The 15,982-nt window shown below is 66.2% G+C and carries 17 protein-coding genes and 1 riboswitch; of the genes, 9 read left to right on the top strand and 8 right to left on the bottom strand.

From position 1 onward, the window contains the following. Positions 1–6: 6 nt before the first annotated feature. Positions 7–558 carry a nucleoside deaminase gene (locus ML540_RS10720; RefSeq protein WP_243360799.1) on the bottom strand — a complete coding sequence of 184 codons (552 nt, stop codon included), beginning with the start codon at positions 556–558 and terminating at the stop codon, positions 7–9. 51 nt (positions 559–609) lie between these two features. On the opposite strand from ML540_RS10720, the gene ML540_RS10725 reads away from it, so the two are divergent. After that, positions 610–1,167: a hypothetical protein gene (locus ML540_RS10725; RefSeq protein ID WP_243360802.1), complete on the top strand. Its 558-nt coding sequence runs from the start codon at positions 610–612 to the stop codon at positions 1,165–1,167. Here the strand turns inward: ML540_RS10725 and folE2 are convergent. The 4 genes from folE2 to ML540_RS10745 form a co-directional block, all read right to left on the bottom strand. After that, on the bottom strand, positions 1,164–1,937 hold the full coding sequence (gene folE2, locus ML540_RS10730; protein ID WP_243360805.1) for a GTP cyclohydrolase FolE2: 774 nt from the start codon (positions 1,935–1,937) through the stop codon (positions 1,164–1,166). The genes ML540_RS10725 and folE2 overlap by 4 nt on opposite strands. Before the next feature lie 63 nt (positions 1,938–2,000). Then, complete coding sequence (locus ML540_RS10735) at positions 2,001–2,765, bottom strand: 4Fe-4S binding protein (RefSeq protein ID WP_243360807.1); 765 nt, start codon at positions 2,763–2,765, stop codon at positions 2,001–2,003. A gap of 4 nt (positions 2,766–2,769) precedes the next feature. After that, positions 2,770–3,189 carry a nickel-responsive transcriptional regulator NikR gene (nikR, locus tag ML540_RS10740; protein WP_243360811.1) on the bottom strand — a complete coding sequence of 140 codons (420 nt, stop codon included), beginning with the start codon at positions 3,187–3,189 and terminating at the stop codon, positions 2,770–2,772. Between the two features lie 37 nt (positions 3,190–3,226). After that, on the bottom strand, positions 3,227–3,946 hold the full coding sequence (locus ML540_RS10745) for a class I SAM-dependent methyltransferase (RefSeq protein ID WP_243360814.1): 720 nt from the start codon (positions 3,944–3,946) through the stop codon (positions 3,227–3,229). 154 nt (positions 3,947–4,100) lie between these two features. On the opposite strand from ML540_RS10745, the gene gcvH reads away from it, so the two are divergent. From gcvH to ML540_RS10770, 5 genes are all read left to right on the top strand, one after another. After that, positions 4,101–4,478, top strand: a complete 378-nt coding sequence (gcvH, locus tag ML540_RS10750) for a glycine cleavage system protein GcvH (protein ID WP_243360817.1) — start codon at positions 4,101–4,103, stop codon at positions 4,476–4,478. A gap of 13 nt (positions 4,479–4,491) precedes the next feature. Beyond that, the gene (gcvPA, locus tag ML540_RS10755) at positions 4,492–5,823 is read left to right on the top strand and encodes an aminomethyl-transferring glycine dehydrogenase subunit GcvPA (protein WP_243360819.1); all 1,332 of its coding nucleotides are present in this window, start codon (positions 4,492–4,494) and stop codon (positions 5,821–5,823) included. Continuing rightward, a complete protein-coding gene (gene gcvPB / locus ML540_RS10760; RefSeq protein ID WP_243360821.1) occupies positions 5,820–7,265 on the top strand; it encodes an aminomethyl-transferring glycine dehydrogenase subunit GcvPB in 1,446 nt (481 codons plus the stop codon). The genes gcvPA and gcvPB overlap by 4 nt, the downstream gene beginning before the upstream one ends. A 150-nt stretch (positions 7,266–7,415) precedes the next feature. Further along, positions 7,416–8,771, top strand: a complete 1,356-nt coding sequence (locus tag ML540_RS10765) for a dihydrolipoyl dehydrogenase family protein (RefSeq protein WP_243360822.1) — start codon at positions 7,416–7,418, stop codon at positions 8,769–8,771. Positions 8,772–8,869: 98 nt separating this feature from the next. Continuing rightward, a complete protein-coding gene (locus tag ML540_RS10770; RefSeq protein ID WP_243360824.1) occupies positions 8,870–10,849 on the top strand; it encodes a molybdopterin-dependent oxidoreductase in 1,980 nt (659 codons plus the stop codon). A gap of 9 nt (positions 10,850–10,858) precedes the next feature. Here the strand turns inward: ML540_RS10770 and ML540_RS10775 are convergent, their stop codons facing one another. Then, entirely contained in the window at positions 10,859–12,118 is a 1,260-nt protein-coding gene (locus ML540_RS10775) for a serine hydroxymethyltransferase (protein WP_243360826.1), read from the bottom strand. Between the two features lie 36 nt (positions 12,119–12,154). Beyond that, a riboswitch (ZMP/ZTP riboswitch) is annotated at positions 12,155–12,238 on the bottom strand. A gap of 222 nt (positions 12,239–12,460) precedes the next feature. Between ML540_RS10775 and ML540_RS10780 the strand changes: the two genes are divergently transcribed. After that, positions 12,461–13,072 (top strand): Maf family protein, encoded by a 612-nt coding sequence (locus ML540_RS10780; protein ID WP_243360828.1) that lies wholly within the window; start codon positions 12,461–12,463, stop codon positions 13,070–13,072. Positions 13,073–13,104: 32 nt separating this feature from the next. Next, positions 13,105–13,587 carry a DinB family protein gene (locus ML540_RS10785; protein WP_243360830.1) on the top strand — a complete coding sequence of 161 codons (483 nt, stop codon included), beginning with the start codon at positions 13,105–13,107 and terminating at the stop codon, positions 13,585–13,587. Positions 13,588–13,705: 118 nt separating this feature from the next. Here the strand turns inward: ML540_RS10785 and ML540_RS10790 are convergent, their stop codons facing one another. Together ML540_RS10790 and ML540_RS10795 are read right to left on the bottom strand one after the other, a co-directional pair. Further along, on the bottom strand, positions 13,706–14,668 hold the full coding sequence (locus ML540_RS10790; protein WP_243360833.1) for an oxidoreductase: 963 nt from the start codon (positions 14,666–14,668) through the stop codon (positions 13,706–13,708). Positions 14,669–14,940: 272 nt separating this feature from the next. After that, complete coding sequence (locus tag ML540_RS10795) at positions 14,941–15,237, bottom strand: ArsR/SmtB family transcription factor (protein WP_243360835.1); 297 nt, start codon at positions 15,235–15,237, stop codon at positions 14,941–14,943. 212 nt (positions 15,238–15,449) lie between these two features. Here ML540_RS10795 and ML540_RS10800 point away from each other — a divergent pair, with 212 nt between their 5' ends. Beyond that, positions 15,450–15,914 (top strand): phosphatidylglycerophosphatase A family protein, encoded by a 465-nt coding sequence (locus tag ML540_RS10800; RefSeq protein ID WP_243360837.1) that lies wholly within the window; start codon positions 15,450–15,452, stop codon positions 15,912–15,914. Positions 15,915–15,982: the final 68 nt, after the last annotated feature.

The raw sequence follows: 15,982 nt of genomic DNA on the forward strand, positions 1-15,982 counted from the left end.
CTCCGGTCAGGGGTTGTAGATCTCGCCGCCGCCCTCTTTGTAGGCCGTGAGGACCGCCTGGCTCTTGGCGGCCAGCACCCCGCCCGTCACCTCGATGCCCGCATTCCTCAGGTAGGCCCATGTTTCGGGGAACACGGGACCCTCGTCGAAGCCTATGGCCCGGGCGGCGTCGCAGGAAGCGCCGTACACGATGCGCCTGGCCCCGGACCAGAAGATTGCGCCCAGGCACATGGCGCAGGGTTCGCTGGAGGTGAAGATCTCGTGCCCGCCGTCCACGTTCAGGCTGTAGCCGCCCACGCGCCGCTGCGCCGCCGCGATGGCCGTGACCTCGGCATGGAACAGGCTCAGTCCCGAGGGCACCACCAGGTTGCACCCGCCGGCCACCAGCCTGCCCGTGGCGCGGTTGCAAATCACCGCGCCGAAGGGGCCTCCTCCGCGCCTGACGTTCTCGGCGGCCAGGGCCACCGCGATCTCCATCTTGTCTTCGTCCGTGGCGAAAACCGCGCCGGGCGTGGTGATCTCGTCGATCCAGCCGGGCAGGGTGACGCAAATATCCATGTTCGACTCCTTGATGTTGCCGGGGCGGGAGCTGTCGGGCTATCGTGGCCCATGCACAGGCGCTCGGTCCTCTTCCTGCTGGCTTTCGTGGCCTGGATTTCCGCCGGATGCTCCCAGGAGCCGCCTCAACCCAGGGTGTATGAAAACGCCGAGGCGGGAGTGCGGTTCTACCCCTCGCGCGGCTGGGACGTGGCGGAAAAGACCGAGGAGGGGTGCCTGTTCGCGGTGGAGGCGACCAACGGGCCGGATCTGCGCTTCCTGATCTGCGTGAGCCCGCCGCGCCCCGAGATACTCTTCACCCAGAACACCTTCGTGTCCTGCGAGAACGTGAAACAATACATCGCCGAGGCCCTCAAGGGAATACGTCCCACCTGCTCGCGGGGCGGGGCGGGCGGGTCCTTCGGCTACGACACCCTGTACGCCCGGCGGCTGCAGGCGGGGAGCAGGGTGCGGGTGCAGTTCGTGAACCACCTCTTCATTCCGCTCAGGGGGAGGCTGGTGCAGGTGATGGCATACGCCATCGGCGACGACGACAAGGCCGCCCACGAGCTTTTCGACGCCAACCGCAACGCGTTCTTCAACATGATGGGAAGCGTGAGGCTGCGCTAGCTTTTCTCCCGCTCGATGCCGGCGAAGGCGCAGTGGTTGTGGATGGACTCGAAACTCTCGGCCTCCACGGCGTACCAGGTTATGCGCGGATGGTCTTCCAACGCCTTGGCCGCGTTCCGCACCACGTCCTCCACGAAGCAGGGGTTGGCGAAGGCCGCCTCGGTGACGTGCTTTTCGTCCTCGCGCTTGAGAAGGGCGTACACCGGCGACGAGCCCGCCGCCTCGGCCATGTCGATGAGTTCCTCCAGCCAGACGAACCCCTTGGAGCGGCAGCGCGCCCGGATCACCGTGCGCTGGCTGTGCGCCCCCTGGGCGCTGATGGCCAGCGAGCACGGGCACACGGTCATTACCGGCACCTCCACCCCCATGGTCATGCGGAAGCCCTCGCCGGTGAGGTCGCCCTGCACGGTGCAGGCGTAGTCCATGGTGGAGACGGCGCCGCTCGCGGGCGAAGGGCGGCGCAGGAAATAGGGGAAGCGCACCGTGACATGGGCGTTCCGGGCGTCCAGGCGGTCGCGCACGCCCTCCACCAGGTGCTTGAACTCGCGAAAGTCCAGCTCGCCGTTCCAGCTCTCCAACGCCTCGACGAAGCGCGACATGTGGGTGCCCTTGAACTGGGCGGGCAGGTCCACGGCCAGGTCCACCTCGGCCACGGTGCTTTGGCGACCGTGTTCGCGGTCCTTCACGGTGAGCGGCAGGCGAAGCGACTTGATGCCCACGCGGTTGATGGCGATGGACACGTCGGAGGGGGAGGCTTGAACGTCTTTCATGTGTGTTCTCTCGTCCGGCGGGGCCGGAGCGGGCGGCGGCGCGCCGGTTCGACGCGGCGCCGCTCAGGATTTCTTGTTCGCCTTGCCGAAGCCCAGCGCAAGGGCTTTTTGGGGGCAGGCGTCGGCGCATTCGCCGCACAGGATGCACTCGGGATGGTCCGTGCGGCCGGAGGCGGCCATATCCTGCACGGCAAGACTCATCAAGCACTGTTTGGAGCAGGCGCCGCAGCCGCCGCACCGCTCAGGGACGGCCGTGAGGCGAAGCCGCCGCACCCCCAGGGCGTCACCGGCCCTTGTCCCCAGGATCAGAAACGGGGCCATCCAGCAGGCCGCGTGGCAGAAGCCGCGTTTGCCCAGCGCCAGGGCCAGCCAGACGATGAGGGCCAGCACGGTGAAGTAGGGGATGAACAGCATGGGCTGGGAGACGGAAATCCCCGTGGGCATCATGAAGAGCGGCGCAAAGCGCAGGGAGGCTCCGGCCAGGGCGTAGCAGGTCAGGATGGCCGTCATCCAGGGGATGAAGATCACCCACTTGATCTTGCCGGGCACCGGGCCGGTGATCCGCGTCGGGCTCACGCTCATGAGCGGTTCCTGGAGCCCGGAGCCGGGGCAGGCGAAGGCGCAGAAGCCGCGCCCGAAGACCATCCCCGAGAGAAAGAGCAGCCCGAAGGTGACGGCGCTTGCCGTGACAACCCCCTTGATCGCCCCCTGGAGGATGAGCACGGGCGAGAAATAGTTGAGCGTCACCGGAAAGAGGAGGAACGACGCGAATACGAGGGCGCGCCGCCACTTCTGGCGGCGGGTCATGGTGATGCGCAGGGAGGGCATGGCCCTAGACGAGCCCCTGTCCTGTGGTGGTCAGGGTCAGCTTGCCGTGCTTCACGCCCTTGGTGGAAATGAGCCTGTCCGAGAGGCGCTTGATGGCCTCGCCGGGGCCTTTCAATATGAGCACTTCCAGGCAGTTGTGGTGGTCCAGGTGCACGTGCACGGAGGTCAATATCACGTCGTGCTCGTCGTGCTGGATCTCCACCAGCCGCTGGGACAGGTCGGAGAAGTGGTGGTCGTAGACCAGGGTGAGCACCCCCGCGATCTCGGCGTCGCCCAGCTGCTGCTCCTTCTCCACCAGCACTCCCCGGATGAGGTCGCGGATGGCCTCGGAGCGGTTGGGGTAGCTGCGCTCCTCGCAGAGGGCGTCGAACTTGTCCAGCAGGTCCGAATTGAGCGACACGCCGAAGCGGATGGTCTTGCCCATGGGGTCTTTTCCTTTGCCGCCGGTGGGCGGCGGGGGCTTACTCCGGGATGGTCATCTCCCAGAGGTTCACCGTGACGTGGTAGCCCTCCACGGGCACGGGCTCGGTGAAGAGCTTGCGGACGCTGAAGCCGTCCCCGGCCAGGCGCTCCCACACCGGGCGGGACACGCTACGCTGGGGCTCGGCCAGCCATATCCTGCCGCCCGGGGCCAGGTACTCCTTAAACAATTTCGTGAGCGGATGGTAGAACCGTGTTTCGTACACGATGTCCCCGCCCCACATGAAGTCGAAGGAGCCCGGCTTGAAGGCCGGGGCGCACCAGTCCATCTGGGTCCACAGAGGCTGGGCCACGCCGTTTAAGTCCGCGTTCTCGCGGGAGAAGAACACGGCGGGCCACTGGTGGTCCATGCCCACCACTTTCGCGTCGAGCCAGCTGCCCACGATGCCCGTGAGGCCCAGTCCGCAGCCCACGTCCAGGCAGCGCCGCCCGGCGATGGCCCCGCGGTTGCGCTCAAGCCACCGGCACAGAAGAAGGCTCGCGGGCCAGAGCTCAGCCCAGTAGGGCATGCGCTCGTCCTCGCCGAACTCCTCGCGGCTGATGTTTTCCCAGATGCTTTCCAGGTCTTCCGTGCGGTTCAAAAGCCAGGTGCGGCCGTTCTCGCTCACGCGAAGCTGCTGGCGCGGGCCTTTGGTATAGTCGGGGATGGTCATTTTTGTCGTGGCCGCCGTATGGTCGTCGGCGGGGGCCAGGGTGCGCATGGTGCAAGTCCTCCGGAGGCGAACCTGATACCCGCAAGCGGCCCCGCGCGCAAGAGCGCGGATGCAAGGAAAGCCTTGCCCCGCGCGGCTCCTGGGGGTAAAGTCCCCGCGTTTCGGAAAATACGCCCAGCTCAATACTTTCAAGGAGACATACATGTTCCCCACCGACCTCAAGTACACTCCTTCCCACGAATGGGCCCGCATCGAGGGCGACACCGCCACCGTGGGCATCACCAGCTTCGCCCAGGAGCAGTTGGGCGACATCACCTTCGTGGACCTGCCCGCCGTGGGCTCCCAGGTGACCCAGGGCAGCGAGTTCGGCTCCATCGAGTCCGTGAAGGCAGCCAGCGAGCTCTACAGCCCCGTCACCGGCGAGGTGGTCGAGGTCAACGCCGCGCTTGAGGCCAATCCCGAGCTGGTCAACCAGGAACCCTTCGAGGGCGGCTGGATGATCAAGGTGAAGCTCTCGGCCGAGTCCCAGGGCCTGCTGGACGCGAGCGCCTACGAACAAACCGCCGTGTCCTGCCACTAGGCGAGGAGAATCCATGCCCTACGTTCCCCACACCACGGCGGACACGCGGGCCATGCTGGAGGCCGTCGGTGTCTCTTCCATGGAAGAGCTCTTCGCCGAGATCCCCCAGACCCTGCGTCCCAAGAGCTTCGACCTTCCGCCGGGGATGTCCGAGATGGACACCCGGGCCAAGATCGAGGATCTCTCCTCGCGCAACAACACCAGCCTCGTGAGCTTTCTCGGGGGCGGCTTCTACGATCACTACGTGCCCTCGGCCGTGGACGCGCTGATCAGCCGCGGCGAATTCTACACCGCCTACACGCCCTACCAGCCCGAGGCCAGCCAGGGCACGCTCCAGGCCATCTTCGAATACCAGACAGCCGTGTCCCGGCTTCTGGACATGGACTGCTCCAATGCCTCGGTCTACGACGGCGGCACCGCCCTGTACGAGGCCATGATGATGGCCGTGCGCCAGACCAGGCGGGTGAAGGTGGTCATCTCCGAGACGGTGAGCCCCATCTACCGCATTCTGCTCGGCACTTACACGAAGAACCTGAATCTCGAGCTGGTCACGGTGCCGCACGCGAGCGGAGCCACGGACTTCGCGGCCATGGAAAAGGCCGTGGACGCCTCCACCGCCTGCGTGGTGGTGCAGAACCCCAGCTTCTTCGGCTGTGTGGAGGACGCTTCGGCCCTGTTCGCATCCGCCAAGGCCAAGGGCGCCGTCTGCATCGTCAGCGCCTACCCGGTGCTGGCCAGCGTCATCAAGACGCCAGGCAAGATGGGTGCGGACATCGCCGTGGCCGAGGGCCAGAGCCTCGGGCTGCCGCTCTCCTTCGGCGGGCCGTACCTTGGCATCATGACCTGCACCAAGGCCATGGTGCGCCAGATGCCCGGCCGCATCGTGGGCCGCACCACCGACTCCCAGGGCCGCACCGGCTATGTGCTCACCCTGCAGGCCCGCGAGCAGCACATCCGCCGCCAGAAGGCCACCTCCAACATCTGCTCCAACCAGGCCCTGTGCGCCCTGCGCTGCCTGATCCACATGTGCCTCCTGGGCGACGAAGGGCTTCGCCGCACGGCGCGCACCTGCATGGAGAACGCCCGCTATGCCGCCGGGAAGCTCTCGCGCATCAAGGGCGTCACCATGCTGACCCACGGCCCCGTGGGCAACGAGTTCGCCATCACCCTGCCGCGTCCGGCCCAGGACGTCTGCTTGGCCATGATCGGCCGGGGATTCGTGCCCGGATTCCCGCTGGGGCGCTACTACCCCGGGTTGGAAAACTCCCTTCTGGTCTGCTGCACCGAGAAGCACTCCCGCCGCGACATCGACATACTGGCCGCCTGGCTGGAGGACGAATTATGAGCACTGTGTTCGAAAAATCCGTTCCCGGCCGCGAGGGCGTCTGGCCAGACGCTCCCGAGCACGACATGGGCGAGATGCTGCCCGCCGACCTCACCCGCGAGGCCCCGGCCGCGCTGCCTTCGCTCTCGGAGCTGGACGTGGTGCGCCACTTCAGCATGCTCTCGCGCAAGAACTACGGGGTGGATTCCAACTTCTACCCCCTGGGCTCCTGCACCATGAAGTACAACCCCAAGTTCTGCGAGGACATCGCGGGACTGCCCGGGTTCTCTCGCCTGCATCCGCTGCTGCCCCAGCTGCCGCGCGGCGACGAGCTGACCCAGGGCGCGCTCGAGGTCATGTACGAGACCGAGCGCTGGCTGTGCGAGATCACCGGCATGTCCGAGTTCACCCTGCACCCCATGGCCGGGGCGCATGGAGAGCTCACGGGCGTCTTGACCATGGCCGCCTACCATGCCGACAAGGGCAACAAGAAGACCAAGATCATCTGCCCCGATTCGGCCCACGGCACCAACCCCGCCTCGGCCGCCATCGCCGGCTACGAAGTGGTCTCGGTGGCCTCCAAGGACGGCATCGTGGACCCGGACGCCCTGGCCGCGGTGCTTACCGACGAGGTGGCGGGCATGATGATGACCTGCCCCAACACCCTGGGCCTGTTCGAGAAGAACCTGCCCAAGATCGTGGACATGCTGCGCAGCGTGGACGCGCTTCTCTACTATGACGGCGCGAACCTGAACGCCATCATGGGCAAGATGCGCGTGGGCGACGCCGGATTCGACGTGGTGCACGTGAACCTGCACAAGACCTTCGCCACGCCCCACGGCGGCGGCGGCCCGGGCTCGGGTCCGGTCGGCGTGTGCGAGAAGCTCGTGCCCTACCTGCCCATCTCGCGCGTGGTGAAGGACCCCTCCGGGCGCTTCCACCTGCGCTACGACTACCCCAAGTCCATCGGCTACGTGGCCCCGTTCTACGGCAACTTCGGCGTGGTGCTTAAAGCCTACGCCTACATGCTGCGCCTGGGCCGCGAAGGCCTGATCCGCGTGAGCGAAAACGCCGTGCTGGCCGCCAACTACATGCGCAAGCTCTTAGACGACGTGCTGGAGGTGCCCTACGACCGCATCTGCATGCACGAGTTCGTGGCCTCGGCCGACAAGCAGTCCCACAAGGGCGTGCGCGCCCTGGACATCGCCAAGGCGCTTTTGGACAAGGGCTATCACGCGCCCACGATCTACTTCCCGCTCATCGTCAAGGAATGCCTGATGTTCGAGCCCACGGAGACCGAATCCAAGCAGACCATGGATGAGTTCGTGAAGGATCTTCGCGAGATACTGGCCCAGGCCGAAACCGACCCGGCCGCCGTGCAGACCGCTCCGGTGACGCTGCCCGTGACCAGGCTCGACGAAACCGCTGCCGCGCGCAACATGCATATCACTCAGGATATGTAGAGACGGCCTGCCAGCCCCTCGGGAAGCCGCCGCCGGGACCAAGCGTCCGGGCGGCGGCTTTTTCTCTTGCCTTATGCGCACTCTCCAATCTACCACCATCACGGCTGTATTCCGTATTTTTCCAAGCACCTTCTACCCGAAAAGAACATCATGGCATCAGACCTGCTCATCGTCGGCGGCGGCCCGGCCGGATACGACGCGGCCCTCGCGGCCGCCAAGCGCGGCATCTCCACCACTCTTGTCGAAAAGGAGCACCTGGGCGGCTCCTGCCTGAACTGGGGGTGCATCCCCACCAAGTTCCTGCTGGCGGCCGTGGCTCCCAAGGCGGAACTGGAAGGCCAACAGAAGATGAAGACCGGCTCCGGCGAGGTCTTCGTGGACCTGCCCGCCCTGGTGGACCGCAAGAAGCGCCATCTGGAGGCCACCCGCAAGGCCATGGCCGCCGAACTCCAGAAGCTCGGCGTGGAGTTCGTGCGCGGCGAGCTCAAGATGATCGGGGCTGTGAAATCCGTGTTCGAGGTGGACGGCGAGCCGAAGACCCTCCAATACAAGAAGTGCATCCTGGCCACGGGCAGCCGCCCGGCCGCGCACCCCGGCCTCAAGGCCGACCACGACGCCATCCTGAACTCCGGCGACATCCTCAGCATCCGCGAGGTTCCCAAACGGCTGCTGGTGGTGGGCGCCGGCTTCATCGGCCTGGAGCTGGCCCAGTTCTTCTCGCGCGCCGGATCAGCCATCACCCTGGTGGACGTGGCCCCGCGCATCGCCCCCACCGAGGACGAGGAAATAAGCAAGGCCTTGCACCAGACATTCAAGCGCGCGGGCTGGGACATCCACACCGGCGTGAAGATCGCCAGCCTCGAGAGCGTTGACGGCGCGGCCAGGCTGGTGCTGGAGGATGGGCGCGAGTTCGGCGCAGACAAGTGCCTGCTGGCCGTGGGCCGCCTGCCCAACTCCCGCAACCTGATGCTCGAGATGCTTGGGGCCGAGGTCAAGGGCGCGGGCTGGGTGCACACCGACGAGCACCTCCTGGCCTCGCCCACGGTCTACGCCGTGGGCGACGTGAACGGCCGCACGCTCCTGGCCCATGCGGCGTCCAGCCAGGGTGAATGGGCGGTGAGACATTTCGCGGGCGAGGAGAACGGGGCGTACAACCCTGGCCCTATCCCCGGCTGCATGTACGGCGCGCCCGAGACCATGCGCGTGGGTGTCATGGAGGCTGAGGCCCGGGACAAGGGCATGGACGTGGCCGTGAGCCGCGCCCAGTTGGTGGCCAACCCCATCGCCCAGGCCCACGGGGCCACCGGCGGCCTGGTGAAGTGCGTGTGGAGCGAGGGCAAGCTCGTCGGCGTCACCGGCGTGGGGCACGGAGTGGCTTCTCTTGCCACGCTGTCCACGGTGATGGTGCGGCAGGGCTGGACGCGCAAGCAGTGCGAGGAGCTTGTTTTCCCCCATCCGACCCTGGACGAGGCCCTGCGCTCGGCATTGCTGGCCCCTGCCAAATAACACGTTGAGCCGGGCGTCCCGGTCCGCTCCCGCGTGGCCCCTTTGGGGGCTTCGCGCAGCGAGCGCCCGGGGCGCAGGATTCCGAGGTTCCGCAGTCCATGAGCCGTATCGTCCGTACCGCCTGCACCCGCCACTGCGGCGACGGCTGCGCGCTCGTCGTCGAGGTGGGCGAGGGCGGCAAGCTGGTAGTCCGGGGCAACCCGGACCATCCTTTCACGCAAGGATTCATCTGCGCCAAGACCGCCCGGTTCGCCGAGCGGCTTACAAGCCTCAGGCGCATCGTCACGCCGCTCATTCGCGATGGCGAGGGCTTCCGCGAAGCCTCCTGGGAGGCGGCCCTCTCGCTCATCGCCGCCCAGGTCCAGCGTCTGCGGAGGACGCCCGAGCGCATGCTCCACGTCCACTATCACGCCTCCTTCGGGCTTCTGCACCAGGCCAGCAAGCTGCTCTTCGGCACGCTCGGTGCGTCCGGATTCTCCGGTTCGCCCTGCCTGGCGGCCGGGGCCGAGGCCGTGCGGCGCGACTTCGGGGCCGTGCGCCAGGGCCCCCTGAGCGAGGCCATGCGGGCCGAACGCATCGTGAACTGGGGCCGCAACGCCGGAGCCCAGTCGGTGCACCTTGCCGCCATGATCGCCAAGGCCCGCAAGCGCGGCGCGCGGGTTCTGTCCATCCATCCGGGAGACCCGGGCTACGCGGGCATAAGCGACGTCGAGATCGTCATCCGGCCGGGCACGGACCGTTTTCTTGCTGCGGCGGCCATGAAAATCCTGCTGGAGCGCGGGCAAGTCCATGTCTCGCCGGGCGAATCGGGATGGGCGGGCGGCGGCGCCTGCGGCGTCCTCGACTCGGCGTCACTGGCCCGGTGCGCCGACGCTCGGGCGTTCCTGGATCTTCTGGGCGGGCTCGACCTGGAAGTCCTGCTCGACGCCTGCGGCGTGTCCCGCCAGCAGGCCGGGATGCTGGCGGACTGGTATTCGCCGGGGCAGGGCGGTCCCACGGCCACCCTCATCGGGCGCGGCGTGCAGCGCTACGCACACGGCGGCGAAAACGTCCGCTTCATCGACGCCCTGGCCATGCTCACGGGAAACATCGGGCGCGCGGGCGGCGGCGTCTACTACATGCGCCAGGATCTGAAGCAGGCCGCCTGGAACTGGACCCAGGCCGAGCCAGGCTCCGGCAGGAAATTCCCGCTCACAGACCTGGCCGCACAGGTCGGACGCGCCGATCCGCCCGTGGAGTTCGTCTGGGTGGAGGGCATGAACCTCGTGACCCAATGCCCGGACAGCCTGGCAACGGCCGCAATGCTCAAGGAGCGCTTCACCGTGGTGGTGGAGCCCTTCATGACCGACACCGCCCGCGCGGCCACGGTCATTCTGCCGCCGGCCCTCATGCTCGAATGCGAGGACATCGCCAAAGCCGACTCGCACCCGTATCTGAACCATTCGGCCAAGGTGCTCGAACCGCGCGGGCAGGCCCGCAGCAACTTCGACATTGCGTCCGCGCTGGGGGCGGTCCTCGATCCGCCCGTGAATTTCCCTGCTGCGGAAGAGGTGCTGGACACGGCACTGTGCGGGGGAAATCTGCGCTCGTCGCTGTCGGAGCTTCGCGAAAAAGGGTTCCTCGGCGTGGACATGCCCGAGACCCCCTGGGCGGACGGGGTGTTCGCCCACCCGGACGGGCTCTACCGCCTGCCGGAGGAGCTGCACCCCGAGCGCCCGGACGATCCCCGCTACCCTCTGCGGCTCTTGAGCCCTGTGCGCCGCGACCACCTGCTCTCGCAGGTTCCCGAGGAGGAGCAGGAATCGCCGCCCAGGGTGTTCGTCTCGCCGGACTGTGCCGCGCTTGCCACGCTCGCTCCCGGGGGCGTGGCCCTCCTGGAGACGGCGCACGGATCCATGGAGGTGCGCGTGGACATCCTGGAAAGCCTGCACCCGGATGCCGTGCTCTATCCGCGCGGCGACTGGCTCTCGCGCGGCGGCTGCGTGAACCGGATCATCAGGGGCGTCGAAGCCGACATGGCCGGGCAGGTGGCCTATTACCAGGCGCGGGCGCGGCTCGTCACCGCGCCCGCCGTTTAGCGGGAGTTTCTATTCCAGCCCCGGCACCGGGAAGCGCCCGCACATTTCCTCCACCTCGCGGCGGATGGCCACGCGCCTGCCCGCGTCATCCGGATGCCTGAGCACGTCCACGATCCATCCCGCCAGCCGCTCCATCTCGGATTCCTTCATGCCGCGCGTGGTGGCCGCCGGCGTTCCGATGCGGATGCCGCTGGGGCGAAGGGGCGGATTCGGGTCGTCAGGCACGATCTGCTTGTTGGTGGTGATGCCCACCTCGTCCAGGAGCTCCTCGGCCACCTTGCCGTCCAGGCCGAAGCTCTTGCTCGTATTCATCACCAGCATGTGGTTGTCCGTGCCGCCCGTGACCAGCTGCGCCCCGTCCGCCATGAGCGCCGCCGCGAAGGCCTTGGCATTGAGGAGCACCTGCCGGGCGTAGTCCCTGAATTCGGGCGCGAGCGCCTTGCCCATGGTGATGGCGATGCCTGCGATCACGTTCATGTGCGGCCCGCCCTGCAAGCCCGGGAACACCGACTTGTCGATGCGCGCGGCCAGGTCCTTGCGGCACAGCACCATGCCCCCGCGCGGCCCGCGCAGGGACTTGTGCGAGGTGGTGGTCACCACGTCGAAGCCGTAGTCGAAGGGATTACGCATCACGCCGCCCGCCACCAGCCCGGCGTAGTGCGAGGCGTCGCACATGGTGAACGCCCCGACCTCGTCCGCCACGGCCTTGAAGGCCGCGTAGTCCAGGTCGCGCGGATACGACGTGTAGCCGCAGAGCACCAGCTTGGGCTTGTGCTCGCGGGCCAGGGCGCGCACTTCGCCTGCGTCGATGGCCCCTTCGGAAGCGTCCGTCTTGTAGCGCACGAAGTTGAAGAGCCGCCCCATGTGCGACACGGGCGCGCCGTGGGTCAGGTGGCCGCCGTGGGAGAGGTCCATGGCCAGGATGGTGTCGCCGGGCTCAAGCAACCCCAGGTACACGGCCTGGTTCATGGGCGAGCCCGACAGCGGCTGCACGTTGGCGTGCTCGCACTTGAACACCTCGCAGGCGCGTTCCCGGGCCAGGTTCTCCACCCGGTCGGTGAACTCCTGGCCGCCGTAGTAGCGCCTGCCCGGGTAGCCCTCGGAATACTTGTTGGTGAACACGCTCCCAAGCACGGCCAGCACCTCGGGATAGGTGTAGTTCTCGCTGGGGATGAGCTCGACGCCCAGGCGCTGGCGGTTCTCTTCGCCGGCCAGGGTTTCGAACACTTCGGGATCGTTTGACTGAAGCAGGTCTCGACAGGATCGCATGGGCTCCTCCTTGGTCGGAAGGTTGGCATCGGTTGACGATGCAGCCCAGGCGAGCGGCTTGTAGCAGGTTTCGCGCTCCCCCGTGGTTGCCCACGTTTCTCGCCAGTCACGCGAAACGGATGTTGAAGGCGGATGCGATGTAGCCCGGAGCGAGCGGAGCGTCAAGGAGGGGGAGGGGACGTTGACCGGGGGAGGGAGGGTGGGATAGGCCCGGCGGGCGGGCAGGAGGGCGATGAGAAGAATTCAAGATGCCTCCGGCGGCCAAAGGAACTTCGTTCCTTTGGAATCCGTTATCGCTTCGCGGGATTCGTGAGCAACAATGCGGCATATCGAGAGGACGGCGTGACGAAAGGTGCTTTCAGGGAAAAGGCGGATATCATTCTGGCTTCGGCTTCGCCGAGGCGGCTGGAACTTCTGGGATCGACCGGGATTGCGTTCAGGGTGATACCCTCCACCGTGGACGAACCCCCGGCCGAGGCTGGCGAGACCCCAGGCGGCTACGCCCTGCGCATGGCCCGCCTGAAGGCCCGCGACGTGGCCTGGGGGCACCCGGGATCGTTCGTGCTGGGCGCGGACACCGTCGTGGCCGTGGGGGAACACATCTTGGGCAAGCCCGCGAACGTGGAGGATGCGAAGAGGATGCTGGCCATGCTCTCCGGGCGCGAACACGCCGTGGTCACCGGCTGCGTGCTTGTCGGGCCGGATGGCGAAACCGTTTGGGAGGAAGCCCCCGCGTCCAGGGTGACGTTCTCGGAACTCTCCGAAGAGGCCATCGCCGCCTACGTGGCCACGGGCGAGCCCATGGACAAGGCGGGCGGCTATGCCATCCAGGGCCTGGGCGCGTTCATGATCGCCCGGGTGGACGGATCGTATACGAATGTGGTCGGCCTGCCCGTGGCGGAAATCCTGAAGGTCCTTGTCACCTTAAGAGCCGTAGCGCCAAGGACCGTCTAGCGCCGCAACCTTATCCAGGGAGCGAGAAGGTGATGCAAGACGTTCGTGACTGCTTGGATGGTCTGGCCCGGGTGCACAGCGTTCTGTCCTCAATGGTGCGGCGCATTCCCTCCGGGCGTGTGCTGGAACGGCGGGGCGAGAAGTGCTGGACCATCCTGGAGCACGTCGGCCACTTGGCCGATGTTCAGCCGATGCTGCACCAGAGAATTCAGCGCATATTGAACGAGGATGTTCCGGAGTTCGTGCCCTTTCTTCCTGCTGAAGGCACATACTCCCCGAATGCGGCCGGAGTCGATGTTGAAACGGCATTGGCTCGCTTTGATTCGGGGAGAAGAAAGCAGCTGGAAATCTTGCGGAGCATGGATCCTGCCTCCTGGGACCGCGCAGCGGTGCATCCGGAATACACCCAGTATGGGTTGCGCATTCTTGTCCGGCATATTCTCATGCACGATTACTGGCACATGTACAGGATCGAGGAACTCTGGCTTTCAAAGGACGAATTTCTGTCTTTCTAGGAGAGGCTCTTCCCTGGAGCCCGCCTCGATGTTTCGGCCTCCCGCCTCCAAGGATGCGGGAGGCCTTTCGTTGCTGCCGACCGTACGTTGCGGAAGGCTTTGGGCCTGGCCGCGTCCGTCAGTGCGTTTCGTAGCGAACGCCGGTCAGCTCTTCCGAGGTGTCCCAGAGCCGCCGGGCCATGTCCTGGTCCTGCGAGCGCTTGTTGGGCTTGGCCACCGCCGGATACCCCCGAAGCCCCGTGCAGCCGTCCGGGCCCACGAACTCGCCGCCGCGCAGGTCCCTGGATGTGGCCGCATAGAGCGTCGGGAGCGCGCCTTGCCAGGGCTCCATGGCGAACATGCGGTTGAGCGGCCGCGACAGGCACATGTTCTTCTGCAGGTTTGTGGCCGTCCAGCCCGGATGGGCGGCCGTCACCGTCAGGCCTTTGCCGTGGCGCCGCTGCAGCTCGCCCGCGAAATACAGGTTGGCGATCTTGCTGTCGCCGTACGCCCGCCATTTGCAATAGCAGCGCCTGCGCCAGTTGAGGTCGTCCAGCTTGAGGCAGCCGAGGGCGTGGGCGCTGCTGGAGACCACCACCACACGCGGGTCCTCTGCCTCCAAGAGCCTCGGCAGCAGATGCCCCGTGAGCGCGAAATGCCCCAGGTGGTTGGTGCCCATCTGCATCTCGAAGCCGTCCGCTGTTTCGGACCGAGGCGGGATCATGATCCCGGCGTTGTTCACCAGGGTGTCCAGCCTGGGGAAACGTTCAAGAAATGCTTGAGAAAACGCACGCACCGAGGCCAGGTCAGCCAGGTCCAGGTGCATGAACGTCACCGATCCGCCCGCGGGGAGTTCCCGCCTGGCGAAAGCGGAAGCGTTGCGCCCGCCCGGCCCGGCTTGGGCCTCATCCCCGTTTGAAAGAAGGCGCACGAGCAGGCCCGCCGCGTGCTCCCCTTTGTCCAGGCTGCGGCAGGCCAGCACCACATCCGCTCCCTTCCGGGCGAAGGCCTTGGCTGTCTCGAAGCCGATGCCGCTGTTGGCTCCCGTGACAACGACCGTTTTTCCCTGCTGTGAGGGCATGTTCTCGGTGGTCCATTTCATATGCTGTGACTCCTGTTGATTGTTGTTAAATTCGACAAATATCGAATTATTGACCCGAAGAAAAAGGGCGCATGGCCCTGGTGTGCGCGTTTCGCGCTCAGCTCCTGAAAGATCAAGCCAGTATCATGCCTGATCACTGCCGGTCTTTGCGTCTCACTTCCTCCGCATTTCCGGGTGAGGAACCCGCCGCCGCCAAAGCATGCTTCCCGGAGCTCAAGGTTGGGGGACGTCCGCTTTGCTCCCGGCTGCGTCTGCATCTGTCCCGCAAGCGCTCATGAGAGCTTGATGGGGAATATTTGCATCACCTCCTCGAGAATCTTCAGGTTGGGCCGGGCCACCAGATACTTCCCCTGGCGCTCGGTCTCGATGAGCCCCGCGTTGACCAGCTCCTTGAGATGGTGGGAAACGGTGGGCGCGCCGATGTTGAGCTTGGCCATGATGTCCGAGACGCAACACTCGCAGCCTGCCTCGAAATCGCGCTTCTCCCCCTTGGTGATGGCCAGGTAGATTTCCAGCCGGTTGGGATGGGAGAGGGCTTTCAGGATCTTTGCGGCCTGGGCGGTGTTCATGGCGTGTCCGTTTTTATGATTCGATAAATGTCGAAGTGATGTTTAGGCGCAAGCCGAGCGCATGTCAACAGTCGATCAACCGACGCCGGTGCGCGTCGCTTCGGGCGACTCAGGCCTGTAGCGATGCACTGGCGCTTGCGAGCCCGAGCATGTACTGTCGCGCTTCGGATAAGCCTCCGGCAGAATTCACCATACCGTTCAGGAGCGACAACGTGACTTTCATCGACCGCATTGCCACCAACTTCGCCTCGGTGGGCCCCTTCGGCAAGCTGCCCGTGTCCGGCACCTGGGGCTCGGCCGTGGCCGCCGTGGCCGCGCCTTTCGTCTTCATGCCCGCGCCGCTGCCCGTGCGCCTGCTGATCATCGCGCTGGTGTTCATCGGCGGCGGCCTAGCCTGCGACATCGTGGAGCGAAACCTCTGCCGCAAGGACCCGGGCCTGTGCGTCATCGACGAGGTGCTCGGCCAGTGGATTACCTACCTGCCTTTCACGGCGCTTTCGCCTGCGCAGCTCTTCTGGGGATTCGTGCTGTTCAGGGCCTTTGACATCCTGAAGCCCCCGCCGGTGCGCGCGTCCGAGTGCTGGCTGCCCGGCGGCTTCGGCATCATGATCGACGACGCGTTGGCGGGAGTTTATGCGGCGATCTCGCTTGGGATTCTGCTGGCGCTGGGAGTTTAGAAAAGAGGAAGATGCCTCCGGCGGCCAAAGGGACGGGGTTCCTTTGGAATCCCCAATAGCTTCGCGGG

This window comes from Fundidesulfovibrio terrae (genome assembly GCF_022808915.1).
Taxonomy (GTDB): Bacteria; Desulfobacterota; Desulfovibrionia; order Desulfovibrionales; family Desulfovibrionaceae; genus Fundidesulfovibrio; species Fundidesulfovibrio terrae.